Here is a 16,837-nt window from a genome sequence, read left to right as displayed (position 1 = left end):
TAAAAAAACCGCCTGCACAGGCGGTTTTTTCTTAGGCAGCGGCGGTTATTCCGCGTCGCCGGCCGGCTTGGCCTTCGCCTGACGGCGTTTGCCGACGTTTTTGGCGTCGCGATGGCGCACTTTCACCTTGGCCTTTTCTTTGTTCTTCGCTTTATCTTCCGCGCGTTTGGCCAGCACTTTCTTCGATGGCTTGCCGTTGCTCTTCTCGTTCGGCACCTTGGTTTTCGGCCGCAGTTCGTCGATCACGCGCGCTTTCAGCGGCTCGTTCAGGTAACGGCCCACTTTGCCCAGCAGCAGATGGTCGTGCGCTTCCACCAGCGAAATGGCGGTGCCTTTGCGCCCGGCGCGGCCGGTACGGCCGATACGGTGCAGGTAGGTATCCGCAGTGCGCGGCATGTCGAAGTTGAACACGTGGGTGATATCGAGGATATCCAGACCGCGCGCGGCGACGTCGGTGGCGACCAGTACGTTAACCCGGCCATCCATCATGCGTTTAACCGCTTCGTTGCGTTTGGCCTGCACCATTTCGCCTTCGAGATAGCAGGTATTGATGCCCGCTTCGCGCAGCCAGGTGGCCAGCTCGTGCACGCGTTCGCGCTTGCGCACGAAGATCACCGATTTCTGCACGTCCGGCTGCTTCAGCAGGTGGATCAGCAGCGCGGTTTTGTGCTGCACGTCATCGGCGCGGTAGTACCACTGCAGGATCTTTTTGCGTTCGCGGCGCGACGGGTCGGCTTCCACTTCCACCGGCTCTTTCAGGATGCGCTCGGCGAATTCGCGGATCGCCTCGCCTTCGAGCGTGGCGGAGAACAGCAGCGTTTGGTTGCGCCAGCGGGTTTCGGCGGAGATGGTTTCGATGTCCTGCGCGAAGCCCATGTCGAGCATGCGGTCGGCTTCGTCGAGGATCAGGGTTTCCACCGCGCGGCAGTCGAAGTTCTCTTCCTTAATGTATTGCAGCAAACGGCCGGTGGTGGCGACCACCACGTCCTGGTTTTCGCTGAACACTTCCGCGTGGTTCATGTAAGCGACGCCGCCGGTGATGGTGGCGATATCCAGCGAGGTATGAGCAGCCAATTCACGCGCCTGGTCGGCGACCTGCATCGCCAGTTCGCGCGTTGGCGTCAGGATCAGCACGCGCGGCGGGCCGGATTTCTTACGTGGAAAGTCCAGCAGGTGCTGCAACACGGGCAGCAGGAAGGCGGCGGTTTTGCCGGTGCCGGTCGGAGCCGAACCTAAGACGTCGCGCCCGTCCATCGCCGGCGGGATCGCAGCGGCCTGAATGGCAGTGGGGCGATCGTAGCCTTTGTCGCGCAGCGCGTCGATCAGGCGATCATCGAGTTCGAGTTCGGAAAAAGTGGTTGCTGTCATGGTCTACCTCTACTTGGGGCGCCGATTATAGACGGGTTGGCCGCGATCTTCACCTATTTAAGCGGAAAGCCGCTCTTTTCCCGCCCATCAGATTGCCTTATGCTACGCCAGTTTTATAGCCAGGTGGTGAGTGTGAGCAAGCGTTCGAAAGCCGATTTTACCCCGCGCCGCGGGGGTTTTACCTTTAAACAATTCTTTGTTGCCCACGATCGTTGTGCCATGAAAGTGGGCACCGACGGGGTGTTGCTCGGCGCCTGGGTGCCGCTGGGGCAGGCCAGCCGGGTGCTGGATATCGGCAGCGGCAGCGGGCTGATCGCGCTGATGCTGGCGCAGCGCAGCGGCGACGAGGTGACCATCGACGCGGTGGAGCTGGATGAAGCCGCCGCCGGCCAGGCGCGCGAAAACGCGGCGGAGTCGCCGTGGCCGCAGCGCATCCGCGTGCATGCGCAGGATATCCACCATTATGCGCAGCAGCATGCCGCTGAGTATGATCTGATCGTCAGCAACCCGCCGTATTTCGAGCCGGCGGTGGCCTGCCGCGACCAGGCGCGCCACAACGCGCGTTACACCGAAACCCTGACGCACGAAGCGCTGTTGGCCTGCGCGGCGCAGCTGCTGGTGGAGCAAGGAACGTTCTGCGTGGTGCTGCCGCACGACATCGGCGCCGAATTTGAACGATTGGCGCAGCAAAGCGGCTGGCACACGGCGGCGAAAGTGAACGTCAGCGATCGGGCCGACACGCCGCTGCACCGGGTGCTGCTGGCGCTGACGCGTAAGGAAACGCCGCTGCGGGAGCAGGTGCTGGCGATCAAACAGGCCGACGGCAGCTATACCGACGATTTCCGCCGGTTGATAGCCGACTTCTACCTGTTTTACTGAAAAGAAAAGGGCGCCGATAAGGCGCCCTGTCGCATGGTTTAAGGCTGCAAGATGGTCGGCAGCGCTTCCGGCAGCAAATCCGGGTAGTCCAGCGTGTAGTGCAGGCCGCGGCTCTCTTTGCGCGCCATGGCGCTGCGCACGATAAGCTCGGCCACCTGCACCAGATTGCGCAGCTCCAGCAGGTTATTGGAGATGCGGAAGTGGGCGTAGTATTCGTCGATTTCCGCCTGCAGCGTGTTGATGCGGCGCAGGGCGCGCTCCAGCCGCTTGGTGGTGCGCACGATGCCGACGTAATCCCACATGAACAGCCGCAGCTCGTGCCAGTTGTGCTGAATCACCACCCGTTCGTCCGCATCGTCCACCCGGCTTTCATCCCAGTGCGGCACCTGTTTGGCCTGCTGTATGAAGGGCAGGCGCTGCAGAATGTCTTCCGCCGCCGACCAACCGTAAACCAGGCACTCCAGCAGCGAATTCGACGCCATGCGGTTGGCACCGTGCAGGCCGGTGTAGCTGACCTCGCCGATGGCGTACAGCCCGTCGAGATCGGTGCGGCCGTGCTGATCGACCATCACGCCGCCGCAGGTGTAGTGCGCCGCCGGGACGATCGGGATCGGTTGCCGGGTCAGATCGAAGCCCAGCGTCAGCAGCTTTTCGTGGATCATCGGGAAGTGCTGGGTGATGAACTCCGCCGGCTTGTGGCTGATGTCCAGGTACATGCAGTCGGCGCCCAGGCGCTTCATTTCATGGTCGATGGCGCGGGCGACGATGTCGCGCGGGGCCAGTTCGCCGCGCGGGTCGAAATCCGGCATAAAGCGGCTGCCGTCCGGGCGCTTCAGGTAAGCCCCTTCGCCACGCAGCGCTTCGGTCAGCAGGAAGTTGCGCGCCTGCGGGTGGAACAGGCAGGTCGGGTGGAACTGGTTGAACTCCAGGTTGGCGACCCGACAGCCGGCGCGCCAGGCCATGGCGATACCGTCGCCGGAGGAGATGTCCGGGTTGGTGGTGTATTGGTACACCTTGGCCGCGCCGCCGGTCGCCAGCACCACCGTTTTGGCGCGGTAGGTTTCCACTCGCTCCAGCTCGCGGTTCCAGACGTAAGCGCCCACTACGCGGCGGGTACCCGGCAGGCCGATTTTGTTCGACGTGATAAGGTCGACCGCGTTGCGGCGTTCCATCACGCAAATATTGGGGTGAGCGCTTGCTTTCCCTACCAGCGTGGTCTCTACTTCCTTACCGGTAGCGTCCGCGGCGTGCAGGATGCGGCGATGGCTATGGCCGCCTTCGCGCGTGAGGTGATAATGCTCCTCGCCCTGCGCGTTGACCTCGGTGTCGAACAGCACGCCCTGATCGATCAGCCACTGCACGCAGTGGCGCGCGTTGCCGGCGATGAACTCGACGGCCTCTTTGTCGCACAGGCCGGCGCCGGCAATCAAAGTGTCATCAACGTGTGAGGCAATGCTGTCCGTCTCATCGAACACCGCGGCGATCCCGCCCTGGGCGTAAAAGGTGGCCCCCTCGCTGAGTGGCCCCTTGCTGAGAACGGTAACCTTGCAATGCTGCGCCAGGCGCAGCGCCAGTGACAGGCCCGCAGCGCCGCTGCCGACGATCAGTACATCGCTAACATGTTCAGATGATGGTTGCATAACGTATGATGTGTGCAGAAGAAGAGTGAATTTCATGTTAGCCTAACTGTCCGGGCAAAAGCCACGGATAGGGTGACATCAACAGAAAAAACAATGGCGATATGGAACTTCGTGTTCTATATGAACTCCAAGCGAGTGCTTGCTCAGGAAAATAATGTATGGCTGGCAGTACAATTTTACGCGTGGAGACGGATTTGGGGAGAGTTTACCTCGGATGAGCGAGCAGTTAACGGATCAAGTTCTGGTTGAGCGGGTCCAAAAGGGCGACCAGAAATCGTTTAACCTACTGGTAGTGCGCTATCAGCATAAGGTGGCGAGTCTCGTTTCCCGCTATGTGCCGCAGGGCGATGTGCCCGATGTGGTGCAGGAGTCGTTTATCAAGGCCTATCGCGCACTGGAATCGTTCCGTGGCGACAGCGCTTTTTATACCTGGTTGTATCGAATCGCCGTGAACACGGCAAAGAATTATCTGGTTGCTCAGGGGCGCCGTCCGCCATCCAGTGATGTGGACGCCAACGATGCGGAAAATTACGAAAGTGCGGGCGCACTGAAAGAAATTTCGAACCCTGAGAACTTAATGTTGTCAGAAGAGCTGAGACAGATAGTTTTCCGTACCATTGAGTCGCTCCCAGAGGATCTTCGCATGGCGATTACCCTGCGGGAGTTGGATGGTCTAAGCTACGAAGAGATAGCTGCCATCATGGATTGCCCGGTCGGAACCGTACGTTCGCGTATTTTCCGCGCCCGGGAAGCTATCGATAATAAAGTTCAACCGCTGATCCAGCGTTAGCAATGGCGGGCACAGGAAGGGTACTTAGGCATGCAGAAAGAAAAGCTTTCCGCTCTGATGGATGGTGAATCGTTCGACAGCGAGCTGTTGAGTTCTCTGTCGCAAGATCGAACGCTTCAACAAAGCTGGCAGAGCTATCACCTGATACGTGACACGCTGCGGGGTGATATCGGACAAGTGATGCATTTCGATATCGCCGATCGCGTCGCCGCTGCACTTGAGAAAGAACCTGCCCGGCTGGTGCCTTCCGCCGTTCAGGAGTCTCAGCCGCAGCCGCACACCTGGCAGAAAATGCCGTTCTGGCACAAAGTGCGTCCTTGGGCGAGCCAGATTACGCAAATCGGCATGGCGGCCTGCGTGTCGCTGGCGGTGATAGTCGGCGTGCAGCACTACAACCAGCCCGCTGCGTCATCGAACGCGTCCGAATCGCCGGCCTTCACTACGCTGCCGATCATGGGCCAAGCCTCACCGGTCAGCCTGGGCGTCCCGGCCGACAGTTTCTCCACCGGCAGCGGCCAACAGCAGCAGGTGCAGGAACAGCGTAAGCGTATCAACGCTATGCTGCAGGACTATGAACTGCAACGTCGCCTGCATTCGGATCAGCTGCAGCTTGAGCAAAGCAACCCGCAACAGGCTGCCATTCAGGTTCCCGGAACTCAGTCTTTAGGAATGCAACAGCAGTAATGAAGCAAATCTGGTTCTCCGTTTGTTTATTGACGGGCAGCCTGCTCTATTCCAGCATCGCCCCGGCGCAGCCGACTGCGTCCGGGGCGTTATTGCAACAGATGAGCAGTGCCAGCCGTTCTCTCAATTACGAACTCGCCTACATCAGCATCAGCAAGCAGGGAATCGAGTCGTTGCGCTATCGCCATGCGGTGATCGGCAACGTGCCGCTCGGCCAACTGCTGCATATGGACGGCCCGCGCCGCGAAGTGCTGCAGCGCGGCGGCGGGATCAGCTACTTCGAACCCGGCCTTGAGCCGTTCACGCTCACCGGCGATCACATCGTCGATGCGCTGCCGGCCATTGTCTATGCCGATTTCGATCGCCTGGCCAAGTACTACGACTTCATTTCCGTGGGTAGCACCCGCATCGCCGATCGGCCGTGTGAAGTGCTGCGCGTGGTGGCGCGCGACGGTTCCCGCTACAGCTACATCGTCTGGATGGACGAGGACACCAAGCTGCCGCTACGGGTGGATTTGCTCGATCGCGACGGCGAAACGCTGGAGCAATATCGGGTGATCTCCTTCGCGGTCGGCGCCGATGTGCAGGGCGCGATGCAGGGGCTGCTCAAAGCCAATTTGCCGCCGCTGTTGTCGCTGCCGGCGGTGGAAAAGGTCCAGCTGAGCTGGAGCACCGGTTGGTTGCCGGCCGGGGTGGACGAGGTGGCGCGCAATCGCCGTAAATTGCCGAACGTCGCCGTGCCGGTTGAATCCCGGCTCTACAGCGACGGCCTGTTCAGCTTCTCGGTCAACGTCAGCCCGGCGGGCAGCGGAGCCGGGCAGCAGTACTACCGTCAGGGGCGCCGCACCATTCAGACCGAAGTGCGCGCGGGCAACGAAATCACTATTGTGGGCGAATTGCCGCCGGCGACGGCCAAGCGCATCGCCGACAGCATTTCTTTCAAGGTATCGCCGTAATGATGAAAGAGTGGGCCACGGTGGTTTCGTGGCAACAGGGTGTAGCGCTGCTGCGCTGTGAACCCAAAGCCGGCTGCGGCAGCTGCACTGCGCGCTCCGGCTGCGGCGCGCGCGCGTTGAACGAGCTGGTGCCGGAAACCGAGCATCAGCTGCAGGTGCGTATCGATCAGCCACTCGAGCCGGGGCAGCGCGTTGAGGTCGGTATTGCGGAAGGCAGCCTGCTGCGCTCCGCCATGCTGGTTTACCTGACGCCGCTGCTGGGCATGATGCTGGGCGGCACGCTGCTGCAATATGGCTTCGGCAGCGACGCCTCGGCGGCAGTGGGCGCCGTGTTGGGTGGCGGGGCGGCCTTTATGCTGGCGCGCCGGTTGGCCCGGCGCCTGGGCGAGCAGGCCGATTATCAGCCGGTGGTGCTGCAGATTGGCTTGCCGCCTACCGCGATGCGCATGCAGGCGGAAAACTCCCCGCTGATTTAAACCGATGGCCGCGTCATCGCCGGGGTGTGATAGGCGGGGATGCGGTTGTGGATCATATGTTCCAGCAGCGCGATAAACAGATCGGCGCTGAGCAACGAATCATAGTTAATAGCGAACAGCACATTTCCCTGGCCGTCGAGTAAACGGATGCCGCGCTGCGGATGGTTTTCCAGCGCTCGGATCTGTTCGATCGGCACATTGCCCCGTTCAGTCGTCAGCAGAGTGGCGCTCAGCCGCAGCGTATTCGCCGGTGTGCCTTGCCGCTTGCCGAGCAGCAGCTGCCACAACCAGCGCGCGTCGCCCTCAACGGTGTGAAACGACACCGTCTCCCCCTGATAAAGCGCATTCAACGCCAGCGGCCCGCGCTGCTGCAATTGCTGATCGACGATCACGTCCGCCAGCCGCCACGAATGGGCGATATTGCTGAAGACCGTACACCAGGGCTGATCCGCGCCAGTGCGAAACGCCGTGACGTCGAGCCACCCGCCGAAAGCCTTACCGCCGCGAAAGCGATAGATGTCGCCGATTTTCTCAAACGGGATGAAACGCTCTTTGTGATGATGGCCGTCAAAGACCCGCACGCCGTGTTCATACAGACGATAGGTCAGCGCCGGACGCAGATAATGCCGCAGCGCCAGCAGCGTACAGCCGAGTAAAATCGTGCCCGCGCCGGCCTGCAACAGCGTGATGGCTTCGCTCTCATCAATGCTGCTCAGCAGCGGCAGCACCAACAGCGCCGCCCCCACGCTAAACAGCAACGCCGCCGCCGCCAGAATGCCCCAGTTGACCTTCGAAAAATCGTGCCGGCTCAGCATTTGCCCTTTATCGATCATGATGCACCTTCCAATCAACGTACGCAGATATGCTGGTGAACCCCGGTGGGCTGCCGATGTAGTGCCCGGAATAATGTTTTGTCGCGGAGTTCATGCCCTTTCTATCCGAGGGAAGGCAGTGGCGTATATGGGGTTTTTCCTAAACGCAGAGGGGCGAAATTGAATTCTAAGAGGTTGATCCAAATATTCTTTTTTTATAATTTCGGAGAGGGTTTATTGCGCTGCGGCCGGTTATGTATTAACACCGGGGTTTGGCTGCTGCGGAGGTGGTGCCAGCCTTGGGTTCGGGTGGCATCGCTCGTGTTAACATCTGTTTTCACAACCTGGAGCGCCCTGTAACATTAAGCCGCGCATAATAGAGTGCCTTCACTGCACCGATCGCTAGGTTTTCAGTGGTGTGGCATGTAGAATGCAGCGATTCAGGTGCAAGACGGCCTAACCCATTCACTGTCGCTTTAGGTCCATGCGGGTTTCTATAGGCGAGTAATTCAGAAATACCAAGGCAGAAAAACTTTTATAATGAAGCATATACGAAATTTCTCCATTATTGCCCATATTGACCACGGTAAGTCGACGCTGTCTGACCGCATTATCCAAATCTGCGGCGGCCTGTCCGACCGTGAAATGGCTGCGCAGGTGCTCGATTCCATGGATCTGGAGCGTGAGCGCGGCATCACCATCAAAGCGCAGAGCGTTACGCTGGATTATAAAGCGCTGGATGGGCAGACCTATCAGCTCAACTTTATCGACACCCCTGGCCACGTCGACTTCTCCTATGAAGTTTCCCGCTCGCTGGCGGCCTGCGAAGGCGCGCTGCTGGTGGTTGACGCCGGTCAGGGCGTAGAAGCCCAGACGCTGGCCAACTGCTACACCGCGATCGAAATGGATCTGGAAGTGGTGCCGGTGCTGAACAAAATCGACCTGCCGGCCGCCGATCCGGATCGCGCCGCGCAGGAAATTGAAGACATCGTCGGCATCGACGCCACCGATGCGGTGCGCTGCTCGGCCAAAACCGGCGTCGGCGTGCCCGACGTGCTGGAGCGTCTGGTGCGCGACATTCCTGCGCCGCAGGGCGATCCGGATGCGCCGCTGCAGGCGTTGATCATCGACTCCTGGTTCGATAACTACCTGGGTGTCGTGTCTCTGGTACGCGTCAAGAACGGCACGCTGCGCAAGGGCGACAAGATCAAGGTCATGAGCACCGGCCAGGTGTACAACGCAGATCGCTTGGGCATCTTCACGCCGAAGCAGGTCGATCGTGACGTGCTGAACTGTGGCGAAGTGGGTTGGCTGGTCTGTGCGATCAAAGACATCCTCGGTGCACCGGTGGGCGATACCCTGACGCAGGCGCGTCAGCCGGCGGATAAAGCGCTGCCGGGCTTCAAGAAAGTGAAGCCGCAGGTGTACGCCGGTCTGTTCCCAATCAGCTCCGACGACTATGAATCCTTCCGCGATGCGCTGGGCAAGCTCAGCCTCAACGACGCCTCCCTGTTCTACGAACCGGAAAGCTCCACCGCGTTGGGCTTCGGCTTCCGCTGTGGCTTCCTCGGTCTGCTGCACATGGAGATCATTCAGGAGCGTCTGGAGCGTGAATACGATCTGGATCTGATCACCACCGCGCCGACGGTAGTCTACGAAGTGGAAACCACCGGCAAGGAAGTGATCTACGTCGACAGCCCGTCCAAGCTGCCGCCGTTGAACAACATCCAGGAACTGCGCGAGCCGATCGCCGAATGTCACATGCTGATGCCGCAGGAATACCTGGGCAACGTCATCACCCTGTGCGTAGAGAAGCGCGGCGTGCAGACCAACATGGTCTACCACGGCAACCAGGTGGCGCTGACCTATGAAATCCCGATGGCGGAAGTGGTGCTCGACTTCTTCGACCGCCTGAAGTCCACGTCGCGCGGTTATGCGTCGCTGGATTACAACTTCAAGCGCTTCCAGGCTTCCGACATGGTGCGCGTGGACGTGCTGATCAACAACGAGCGCGTGGATGCGCTGGCGCTGATCACCCACCGCGACAACTCGCAGTATCGCGGCCGTGAACTGGTGGAGAAGATGAAAGATCTGATCCCGCGTCAGCAGTTCGATATCGCGATTCAGGCGGCGATCGGCACGCACATCATCGCGCGCTCCACCGTGAAGCAATTGCGTAAAAACGTGTTGGCGAAGTGCTACGGCGGCGACGTCAGCCGTAAGAAAAAGCTGCTGCAGAAACAGAAAGACGGTAAGAAGCGCATGAAGCAGGTCGGCAACGTCGAGCTGCCGCAGGAAGCGTTCCTGGCCATTCTGCACGTGGGCAAAGACGGCAAGTAACCGCGACGAGTTCGCGAAACGAGGGAGTTTGCATGGCGAATATGTTTGCCCTGATCCTGGCGTTGGCCACCCTGGTCACCGGGATCATCTGGTGCTTCGAGCGCTTTAAATGGGCGCCGGCCCGCCGCGCGAAGATCGCGGCGGTCAACGAACAGACTGCGGGCGCCGTAGACGATAAAACGCTGGCGAAAGTGGCGAAGCAGCCAGGTTGGGTAGAGACCGGCGCTTCGGTCTTCCCGGTGCTGCTGCTGGTGTTTGTGGTGCGTTCGTTTATTTACGAACCGTTCCAGATCCCGTCCGGCTCAATGATGCCGACGCTGTTGATTGGCGATTTCATTCTGGTGGAGAAATATGCTTACGGCATTAAAGATCCGATTACCCAGACCACGCTAATTGAAACCGGTCATCCGAAGCGCGGCGATATCGCGGTATTTAAATATCCGCTGGATCCAAAACTGGATTATATCAAGCGCGTGATCGGCCTGCCGGGCGATCGTATTACTTACGATCCGATAAATAAGCGCGTCACGGTGCAGCCGTCATGCAACAGCGGGCAGTCCTGCGACACCGCGCTGGCGGTGACCTACGCCGACGCGCAGCCGAGCGACTTCGTGCAGTTGTTCAGCCGCAGCGGCATGGGCGAGGCCAGCAACGGTTTCTACCAGATCCCGCTGAACGACGACGTGCCGCCGGGCGGCATTCGCCTGCGTGAGCGTCAGGAGAGCCTGGGCAACGTGACGCACCGTATCCTGACTGTGCCGGATGCACAGGATCGGGTGGGCGCTTACTATCAACAGCCGGGTAAACCGCTGGCGGAGTGGGTGGTGCCTGCCGGGCATTACTTCATGATGGGCGACAACCGCGACAACAGCGCGGACAGCCGTTACTGGGGCTTTGTGCCGGAGAAGAATCTGGTGGGCAAAGCCACGGCCATCTGGATGAGCTTTGAAAAGCAGGAAGGTGAGTGGCCGACCGGCGTGCGTTTCAGCCGGATTGGCGGCATTCATTAATCGCTGACTTATTTTCCGTAAATTTCACGCCGCAGCCTACTGCGGCGTGAAAGATTAAGGGGATATAAACACAGCATTATGTTTCCACTCGTTGTAGAATACTTTCTCGAGCGATAAAAAGTTGGTTCTCTGCTGGGAGCCACTGCAAACGAAACAGCTTTGGATCGGCTTTCAGCGAAGCAGGCCTGTTCCGTATGCTGCAAGTTTTTGACGCATTCTTGATCTATTGGTAACTCATGAATCCCATCGTAATAAACAGGCTGCAGCGGAAGCTGGGCTACACTTTTCAACAGCAGGAGCTTTTACTGCAGGCTTTGACTCACCGCAGCGCCAGCAGTAAACACAATGAACGTCTTGAGTTTCTGGGTGACTCGATTCTGAGCTTTGTCATCGCCAATGCGCTCTATCACCGCTTTCCTCGCGTAGACGAGGGCGATATGAGCCGCATGCGCGCCACGCTGGTGCGCGGCAACACGCTGGCGGAGATGGCGCGCGAGTTTGACCTGGGTGAATGTCTGCGGCTTGGGCCGGGCGAATTGAAAAGTGGTGGGTTCCGCCGCGAGTCAATCCTGGCGGATACGGTGGAGGCATTGATCGGCGGCGTGTTCCTGGACAGCGACATTCAGACCGTTGAACGACTGATTTTGGACTGGTATCGCAGCCGATTGGACGAAATCAGCCCCGGTGATAAGCAGAAAGACCCGAAAACCCGTTTGCAGGAGTTTTTGCAGGGGCGTCATCTGCCGTTGCCTTCTTATTTGGTGGTGCAGGTTCGCGGTGAAGCGCACGACCAAGAGTTTACCATCCACTGCCAGGTGAGTGGTTTGAGCGAGCCCGTAGTGGGCACCGGCTCGAGCCGCCGTAAAGCCGAGCAGGCGGCAGCGGAACAAGCGCTGAAAAAGCTGGAGCTTGAATGAGCGAAGTAAAACAACACTGCGGTTTTATCGCCATCGTCGGCCGCCCGAACGTGGGCAAATCGACGCTGCTGAACCAACTGCTGGGGCAGAAGGTTTCCATTACGTCGCGTAAGCCGCAGACGACCCGTCACCGCATCATGGGCATTGACACCGATGGCGCCTATCAGGCGATCTACGTCGATACCCCCGGGCTGCACATCGAAGAAAAACGCGCCATCAACCGTTTGATGAACCGCGCGGCCAGCAGCTCGATCGGCGACGTCGAACTGGTGATCTTCGTGGTCGAAGGCACCAACTGGACCGCCGACGACGAAATGGTGGTCAACAAGCTGCGCAGCCTGCGCTGCCCGGTATTGCTGGCGATCAACAAGGTTGATAACGTCACTGACAAATCCAAGCTGTTGCCGCACATCGCGTTCCTCAGCCAGCAGATGAATTTCCTCGACGTGGTGCCTATCTCCGCCGAGAAAGGGATGAACGTCGACACCATCGCCGGCATCGTGCGCAAACTGCTGCCGGAAGCGGAACACCACTTCCCGGAAGATTACATCACCGATCGCTCCCAGCGCTTTATGGCGTCTGAGATCATTCGCGAGAAGCTGATGCGTTTCCTGGGTGAAGAGCTGCCGTATTCGGTGACGGTGGAAATCGAACAGTTCGTGGCCAACGATCGCGGTGGTTACGATGTGCACGGCCTGATCCTGGTCGAGCGCGAAGGCCAGAAGAAAATGGTCATCGGCAACAAGGGCGCCAAGATCAAAACCATCGGCATCGAAGCGCGCCAGGACATGGAACAGATGTTCGACGCCAAAGTGCATCTGGAGCTGTGGGTGAAAGTGAAATCCGGTTGGGCGGACGACGAACGTGCGCTGCGCAGCCTGGGCTACGTTGACGATCTGAAGTAACGATCCGTGGACGGCTGGGAGCGCGCTTTCGTCCTGCACGGGCGGCCGTACAGTGAAACCAGTCTGATGCTGGATCTGTTTACCGAAGGTCATGGGCGGGTGCGCTTGCTGGCGAAAGGCGCGCGCAGCCGCCGCTCCAATCTGAAGGGCTGCCTGCAGCCCTTTACCCCTCTGTTAGTGCGCTGGGGCGGCCGCGGCGAAGTGAAAACGCTGCGCAACGCCGAAGCGGTCTCTCTCGGTTTACCCCTCAGCGGCATGATGCTCTACAGCGGCCTGTATGTGAACGAACTGCTGGCGCGGGTGCTGGAGCAGGAAGCCAACTACTCGGTGCTGTTCTTCGACTATCTGCAATGCCTGCAGGCGCTGGCGGCGGAAGACAGTTCGCCGGAGCAGGCGCTGCGCCAGTTCGAGCTGGCCTTGTTGCATCACCTCGGCTACGGCCTCGATTTTCTGCACTGCGCCGGCAGCGGCCTGCCGGTGGATGACGCCATGACCTACCGTTACCGCGAAGAGAAAGGCTTTATCGCCAGCCTGGTGGTGGATCATTACAGCTTCACCGGCCGCGAACTGCGTGCGCTGGCGGAGCGTCAGTTTCCCGATGCCGACACGCTGCGCGCCGCCAAGCGTTTCACCCGCATGGCGCTGAAACCCTACCTCGGCGGCAAGCCGTTGAAGAGCCGCGAACTGTTCCGCCAGTTCGTGCGCAAACAGCCGAATACGCCGGTTGACGACGCCTGACCTTTTCCCCTTTTGCCGTCCTGCGCCCGCGTGTACACTGCTGGCACTGAAAATCGTATTTAGAGGTTGTCATGGCTGATTTGCTGCTGGGCGTCAATATCGATCACATCGCCACGTTACGTAACGCGCGCGGAACCCAATATCCGGATCCGGTTCAGGCGGCATTTATTGCCGAACAGGCGGGGGCCGACGGCATTACCGTGCATCTGCGCGAAGACCGCCGTCACATCACTGACCGCGACGTGCGCCTGCTGCGCCAGACCATCCAGACGCGCATGAATCTGGAGATGGCGGTGACCGACGAGATGCTGGACATCGCCGTTGAGCTGAAGCCGCATTTCTGCTGCCTGGTGCCGGAAAAACGCGAAGAAGTGACCACCGAAGGCGGCCTGGACGTCGCCGGCCAACTGGACAAAATGAGCGTGGCGGTCGAGCGCCTGACGCAGGCGGGCATTCTGGTTTCGCTGTTCATCGATCCCGATCATCGCCAGATTGACGCGGCGGTGGCGGTGGGCGCTCCTTATATCGAAATCCACACCGGCGCCTACGCCGAAGCGCAGGGCGAGCTGGCGGTACAGGCCGAGCTGCACCGCATCGCGGTGGCTGCCGCCTACGCGGCCGAGAAGGGACTGAAGGTCAATGCCGGCCACGGTCTGACTTACCACAACGTGCAGCCGATCGCCGCGCTGCCGGAAATGCACGAGCTGAACATCGGCCATGCGATTATCGGCCAGGCGGTCATGTGCGGGCTGCCGGCCGCGGTTGCCGACATGAAAGTGCTGATGCGGGAAGCGCGTCGGTAATGGCGGTGCTCGGGCTGGGTACCGACATCGTCGAGATGGCGCGTATCGAAGCGGTGGTGGAGCGCAGCGGCGACCGTCTGGCGCGCCGGGTGCTGAGCGATGCTGAGTGGGCGCTGTATCAGCAGCACCAGCAGCCGATCCGCTTTCTGGCCAAGCGTTTCGCCGTGAAAGAGGCCGCCGCCAAGGCGTTCGGCACCGGCATCCGCAACGGCCTGGCGTTCAACCAGTTCGAAGTGTTCAACGATGCGCTGGGCAAGCCGAATATTCGTTTGCACGGCCGCGCCGCCGAGCTGGCGGGGGAGATGGGGGTCGCCGCGATCCACGTTTCGCTGGCCGACGAACGGCGCTATGCCTGTGCGACGGTGATCGTCGAAAGCTGAAAAGAGAAAGGGCGCCCTGTGGCGCCCTTGTCAGTTCTGCGGCGGATTAAAGGCGATCGGCGTGGTGCAACACCACGAATTTGTCCCACAGCTGCTCGTTGGTCTCGCGATGCAACGGATCGGTAATGATGGTGTTGTCGATCGGGCAGACCTGCTGGCAGGTCGGCGTATCGTAATGGCCAACGCACTCGGTGCAGCGATCGGTATCGATCTGGTAGATGTCATCACCCATCGAAATCGCCTGGTTCGGGCATTCCGGCTCGCACATGTCGCAGTTGATACACCGCTTTGTTATTAGTAATGCCATATCAATCACTTACGAGTTTAAACTATTTAAATCATGCATTTATAGGCTTTAGTTATTGCGCACGATTCCGCACTATGTGTATATTTATACAGTGTTTGGAACATTGAAAAACCATGTTCAGCAACACAGAATGGCAACACATGCCTTTTTTAGCCCCCAGATTTAACCTCATGTGTGAGCTTAGTGCTGGTGGCCTCTGATACAAGGAAATATCAATGCCGCGCACTGTAACACAGATGCAGGATATCCCCAAAAATGATGAGTTCTTGGCCGCATCTGCACGTTGGGAAGACTGCAAGCCACCTTATGCAAGCTCACACATGAGAATCTGTGTTGCTGCCGCCAAAATCATTTTGGCGCACCTCGGCCAAGCTCGGCGATCGAAGTACGAAAAAGACAACTATCTGCGCATAGATTTTAGCAAAGCAGGAAAGGTCACGTTCTACGCTGAGTTTCCAAAGAAGATGGGGCTTAAGGGTAAAAAACTGGGGGAGTGGCCAGAAATGGCTATTCAGATCGCCAGGGAGAAAGCTCAGGACATCGCCGATAATGGCTTGAAAGCTGAGTCGGTACAACAGGCAATCAGAGAGTATGAAGAGGACTTATACGCTAAAGTTCAGCGTAAAAAGTTGGGGGAGGATAGCTTCAAAACCTACTGCACACGGACGAAACAAATAGCCGCCGCGTTCGGTGAGCGTGAGGTTTTCAGCGATGTGACATATAACCGCCTGCTTGAAGTTTTCGATCTCTGGATAGAAACCAAATCCAATAATCAGGCGTTGGAGCTATCAGCAGAACTGCGACGGCTATGGAAGTTTGGCGCGCCACGTTACTGTAACGGGCGCAACGTTGCCGCCAGTCTGCCGAGTGATTACATATCATCGAGAGTCCAGAAGCCGACGCCGACACGTCTGTTTACCGATATTGAGTCTATCGCGGGGTTGTGGCTAAACATCGCTGCGGCCAAATCAGTGCATCAGAAAAATGCGATGCGGTACATGATCCTAACTGGCGTCAGGCCGATCAACGTCAGCAACTTGCGATGGAGTTTTATAAATGAGCAGGTAGGGGAAATAGTATATCCGGCTGGGGTAATTGGCATGCGCGGGGCTATGAAAACCCAGAAAGAATTCCGGCTACCTATAACGCCAGGCATCGGGAAGATTCTTGAAGAGCAGAAGGCGTGGAGGGATTCTGTCGAAGGGTGCAATAAAGATTACGTGTTCCTCCAGCCGCGTGACCCATCACAGCCATTTTCTAAGCGTTCCCTGGACAAGCTAATAAAAATTTATAGCCCAGAGAACGCCGTGAAAGGTATTAGGCATGATGGTACTGTGAAGGGGAAAGAAGGTGCATTTAATACAATGTGCCGAAAATTCCTGAAGAGTAATGTTATCGCCACGATGAGAGATAAAGGTTATTCACGAAGTGATTCGAAGGAAATAAGCATATTGTGTATGCATCACTCTGACAAAGAATCAGACCCTATGGGCGAGTTTTATGATTTCTCCGACGAAATATTAAATGAAGAGATGGCACTGAAGCGGCTGGCCTTTGAGGCACATGAGACTAGTATACTCGCTCAGGTTGCGTTATTAAGAAAGAAACGTTAATAAACGCTTCTGCATTTAGCAATAAAAGCCAAAACATTTTTGCGCTCATACCGGACTACTTTATGTGTAAACCGAATGGGCGCTAAAATCTGCCGGTGACGGTGATTGTTATTCCAATCCCTCAAAGTTTTAGTAGTAACCCCTCCAATAAGTTTGCACACCTCTTCTGGGGTTAGCAAATCCAGCTCTGTACCTTCTTTTTTATTATTCATGACCCCC

General features: G+C 58.4%; 18 protein-coding genes. 13 read left to right on the top strand and 5 right to left on the bottom strand.

The genetic code is table 11. The features are described from left to right. Nucleotides 1-45: 45 nt before the first annotated feature. Complete coding sequence (gene srmB / locus AAIE04_RS20160) at nucleotides 46-1,368, bottom strand: ATP-dependent RNA helicase SrmB (protein WP_016929798.1); 1,323 nt, start codon at nucleotides 1,366-1,368, stop codon at nucleotides 46-48. Nucleotides 1,369-1,467: 99 nt separating this feature from the next. Here srmB and trmN point away from each other — a divergent pair, with 99 nt between their 5' ends. Next, nucleotides 1,468-2,247, top strand: a complete 780-nt coding sequence (trmN, locus tag AAIE04_RS20155; protein ID WP_498577587.1) for a tRNA(1)(Val) (adenine(37)-N(6))-methyltransferase TrmN — start codon at nucleotides 1,468-1,470, stop codon at nucleotides 2,245-2,247. A 38-nt stretch (nucleotides 2,248-2,285) separates the two neighbouring features. Here trmN and nadB read toward each other — a convergent pair whose 3' ends face one another. After that, nucleotides 2,286-3,887, bottom strand: coding sequence for an L-aspartate oxidase (gene nadB, locus AAIE04_RS20150; RefSeq protein WP_019452310.1), 1,602 nt, complete (start codon nucleotides 3,885-3,887; stop codon nucleotides 2,286-2,288). A 214-nt stretch (nucleotides 3,888-4,101) separates the two neighbouring features. Between nadB and rpoE the strand changes: the two genes are divergently transcribed. Genes rpoE through rseC form a run of 4 tightly spaced genes read left to right on the top strand, consistent with a single transcriptional unit; the run spans nucleotide 4,102 to nucleotide 6,793 of the window. Then, nucleotides 4,102-4,677 (top strand): RNA polymerase sigma factor RpoE, encoded by a 576-nt coding sequence (gene rpoE, locus AAIE04_RS20145; RefSeq protein ID WP_004929136.1) that lies wholly within the window; start codon nucleotides 4,102-4,104, stop codon nucleotides 4,675-4,677. A 30-nt stretch (nucleotides 4,678-4,707) separates the two neighbouring features. Further along, entirely contained in the window at nucleotides 4,708-5,361 is a 654-nt protein-coding gene (rseA, locus tag AAIE04_RS20140) for an anti-sigma-E factor RseA (protein WP_019452311.1), read from the top strand. After that, a complete protein-coding gene (gene rseB / locus AAIE04_RS20135; protein ID WP_019452312.1) occupies nucleotides 5,361-6,317 on the top strand; it encodes a sigma-E factor regulatory protein RseB in 957 nt (318 codons plus the stop codon). Before rseA ends, rseB begins: the two co-directional genes overlap by 1 nt. Continuing rightward, the gene (gene rseC, locus AAIE04_RS20130) at nucleotides 6,317-6,793 is read left to right on the top strand and encodes a SoxR-reducing system protein RseC (protein WP_019452313.1); all 477 of its coding nucleotides are present in this window, start codon (nucleotides 6,317-6,319) and stop codon (nucleotides 6,791-6,793) included. Before rseB ends, rseC begins: the two co-directional genes overlap by 1 nt. Here rseC and AAIE04_RS20125 read toward each other — a convergent pair. Then, entirely contained in the window at nucleotides 6,790-7,626 is an 837-nt protein-coding gene (locus AAIE04_RS20125; protein WP_498577586.1) for a hypothetical protein, read from the bottom strand. The genes rseC and AAIE04_RS20125 overlap by 4 nt on opposite strands. Before the next feature lie 519 nt (nucleotides 7,627-8,145). Here AAIE04_RS20125 and lepA point away from each other — a divergent pair. From lepA to acpS, 7 genes are all read left to right on the top strand, one after another. After that, entirely contained in the window at nucleotides 8,146-9,945 is a 1,800-nt protein-coding gene (lepA, locus tag AAIE04_RS20120) for a translation elongation factor 4 (RefSeq protein ID WP_019452315.1), read from the top strand. 32 nt (nucleotides 9,946-9,977) lie between these two features. Further along, nucleotides 9,978-10,955 carry a signal peptidase I gene (gene lepB / locus AAIE04_RS20115; protein WP_063919908.1) on the top strand — a complete coding sequence of 326 codons (978 nt, stop codon included), beginning with the start codon at nucleotides 9,978-9,980 and terminating at the stop codon, nucleotides 10,953-10,955. A 236-nt stretch (nucleotides 10,956-11,191) separates the two neighbouring features. Further along, nucleotides 11,192-11,872 carry a ribonuclease III gene (gene rnc / locus AAIE04_RS20110; RefSeq protein WP_004929158.1) on the top strand — a complete coding sequence of 227 codons (681 nt, stop codon included), beginning with the start codon at nucleotides 11,192-11,194 and terminating at the stop codon, nucleotides 11,870-11,872. Further along, nucleotides 11,869-12,777: a GTPase Era gene (gene era / locus AAIE04_RS20105; RefSeq protein ID WP_004929162.1), complete on the top strand. Its 909-nt coding sequence runs from the start codon at nucleotides 11,869-11,871 to the stop codon at nucleotides 12,775-12,777. The genes rnc and era overlap by 4 nt, the downstream gene beginning before the upstream one ends. Before the next feature lie 6 nt (nucleotides 12,778-12,783). Further along, nucleotides 12,784-13,515, top strand: a complete 732-nt coding sequence (gene recO, locus AAIE04_RS20100; RefSeq protein ID WP_019452317.1) for a DNA repair protein RecO — start codon at nucleotides 12,784-12,786, stop codon at nucleotides 13,513-13,515. A gap of 71 nt (nucleotides 13,516-13,586) precedes the next feature. Further along, nucleotides 13,587-14,318 carry a pyridoxine 5'-phosphate synthase gene (gene pdxJ / locus AAIE04_RS20095; RefSeq protein ID WP_498577585.1) on the top strand — a complete coding sequence of 244 codons (732 nt, stop codon included), beginning with the start codon at nucleotides 13,587-13,589 and terminating at the stop codon, nucleotides 14,316-14,318. Continuing rightward, a complete protein-coding gene (gene acpS, locus AAIE04_RS20090; protein ID WP_019452319.1) occupies nucleotides 14,318-14,698 on the top strand; it encodes a holo-ACP synthase in 381 nt (126 codons plus the stop codon). The genes pdxJ and acpS overlap by 1 nt, the downstream gene beginning before the upstream one ends. Nucleotides 14,699-14,744: 46 nt before the next feature. On the opposite strand, the gene AAIE04_RS20085 is transcribed toward acpS, so the two are convergent. Next, complete coding sequence (locus tag AAIE04_RS20085; protein WP_049242206.1) at nucleotides 14,745-15,005, bottom strand: YfhL family 4Fe-4S dicluster ferredoxin; 261 nt, start codon at nucleotides 15,003-15,005, stop codon at nucleotides 14,745-14,747. A gap of 215 nt (nucleotides 15,006-15,220) precedes the next feature. On the opposite strand from AAIE04_RS20085, the gene AAIE04_RS20080 reads away from it, so the two are divergent. Next, nucleotides 15,221-16,618, top strand: a complete 1,398-nt coding sequence (locus AAIE04_RS20080) for a tyrosine-type recombinase/integrase (RefSeq protein WP_096242539.1) — start codon at nucleotides 15,221-15,223, stop codon at nucleotides 16,616-16,618. Here AAIE04_RS20080 and AAIE04_RS20075 read toward each other — a convergent pair. Further along, complete coding sequence (locus AAIE04_RS20075; RefSeq protein WP_096242538.1) at nucleotides 16,615-16,830, bottom strand: helix-turn-helix domain-containing protein; 216 nt, start codon at nucleotides 16,828-16,830, stop codon at nucleotides 16,615-16,617. The two genes, AAIE04_RS20080 and AAIE04_RS20075, sit on opposite strands and share 4 nt — an antisense overlap. Between the last annotated feature and the right edge of the window lie 7 nt (nucleotides 16,831-16,837).

The sequence above is a fragment of the Serratia sp. Ae19-1 genome, assembly GCF_059801225.1.
This window is presented reverse-complemented; position numbering and strand designations above follow the sequence as displayed.

Coding starts and splice junctions, on each gene's coding strand:
- nadB (WP_019452310.1), bottom strand. CDS start 3,887: ATGCAACCATCATCTGAACATGTTAGCGATGTACTGATCGTCGGCAGC.
- lepB (WP_063919908.1), top strand. CDS start 9,978: ATGGCGAATATGTTTGCCCTGATCCTGGCGTTGGCCACCCTGGTCACC.
- rseB (WP_019452312.1), top strand. CDS start 5,361: ATGAAGCAAATCTGGTTCTCCGTTTGTTTATTGACGGGCAGCCTGCTC.
- rseC (WP_019452313.1), top strand. CDS start 6,317: ATGATGAAAGAGTGGGCCACGGTGGTTTCGTGGCAACAGGGTGTAGCG.
- AAIE04_RS20080 (WP_096242539.1), top strand. CDS start 15,221: ATGCCGCGCACTGTAACACAGATGCAGGATATCCCCAAAAATGATGAG.
- pdxJ (WP_498577585.1), top strand. CDS start 13,587: ATGGCTGATTTGCTGCTGGGCGTCAATATCGATCACATCGCCACGTTA.
- srmB (WP_016929798.1), bottom strand. CDS start 1,368: ATGACAGCAACCACTTTTTCCGAACTCGAACTCGATGATCGCCTGATC.
- lepA (WP_019452315.1), top strand. CDS start 8,146: ATGAAGCATATACGAAATTTCTCCATTATTGCCCATATTGACCACGGT.
- rpoE (WP_004929136.1), top strand. CDS start 4,102: ATGAGCGAGCAGTTAACGGATCAAGTTCTGGTTGAGCGGGTCCAAAAG.
- AAIE04_RS20125 (WP_498577586.1), bottom strand. CDS start 7,626: ATGATCGATAAAGGGCAAATGCTGAGCCGGCACGATTTTTCGAAGGTC.
- era (WP_004929162.1), top strand. CDS start 11,869: ATGAGCGAAGTAAAACAACACTGCGGTTTTATCGCCATCGTCGGCCGC.
- AAIE04_RS20075 (WP_096242538.1), bottom strand. CDS start 16,830: ATGAATAATAAAAAAGAAGGTACAGAGCTGGATTTGCTAACCCCAGAA.
- AAIE04_RS20085 (WP_049242206.1), bottom strand. CDS start 15,005: ATGGCATTACTAATAACAAAGCGGTGTATCAACTGCGACATGTGCGAG.
- rseA (WP_019452311.1), top strand. CDS start 4,708: ATGCAGAAAGAAAAGCTTTCCGCTCTGATGGATGGTGAATCGTTCGAC.
- rnc (WP_004929158.1), top strand. CDS start 11,192: ATGAATCCCATCGTAATAAACAGGCTGCAGCGGAAGCTGGGCTACACT.
- trmN (WP_498577587.1), top strand. CDS start 1,468: ATGCTACGCCAGTTTTATAGCCAGGTGGTGAGTGTGAGCAAGCGTTCG.
- acpS (WP_019452319.1), top strand. CDS start 14,318: ATGGCGGTGCTCGGGCTGGGTACCGACATCGTCGAGATGGCGCGTATC.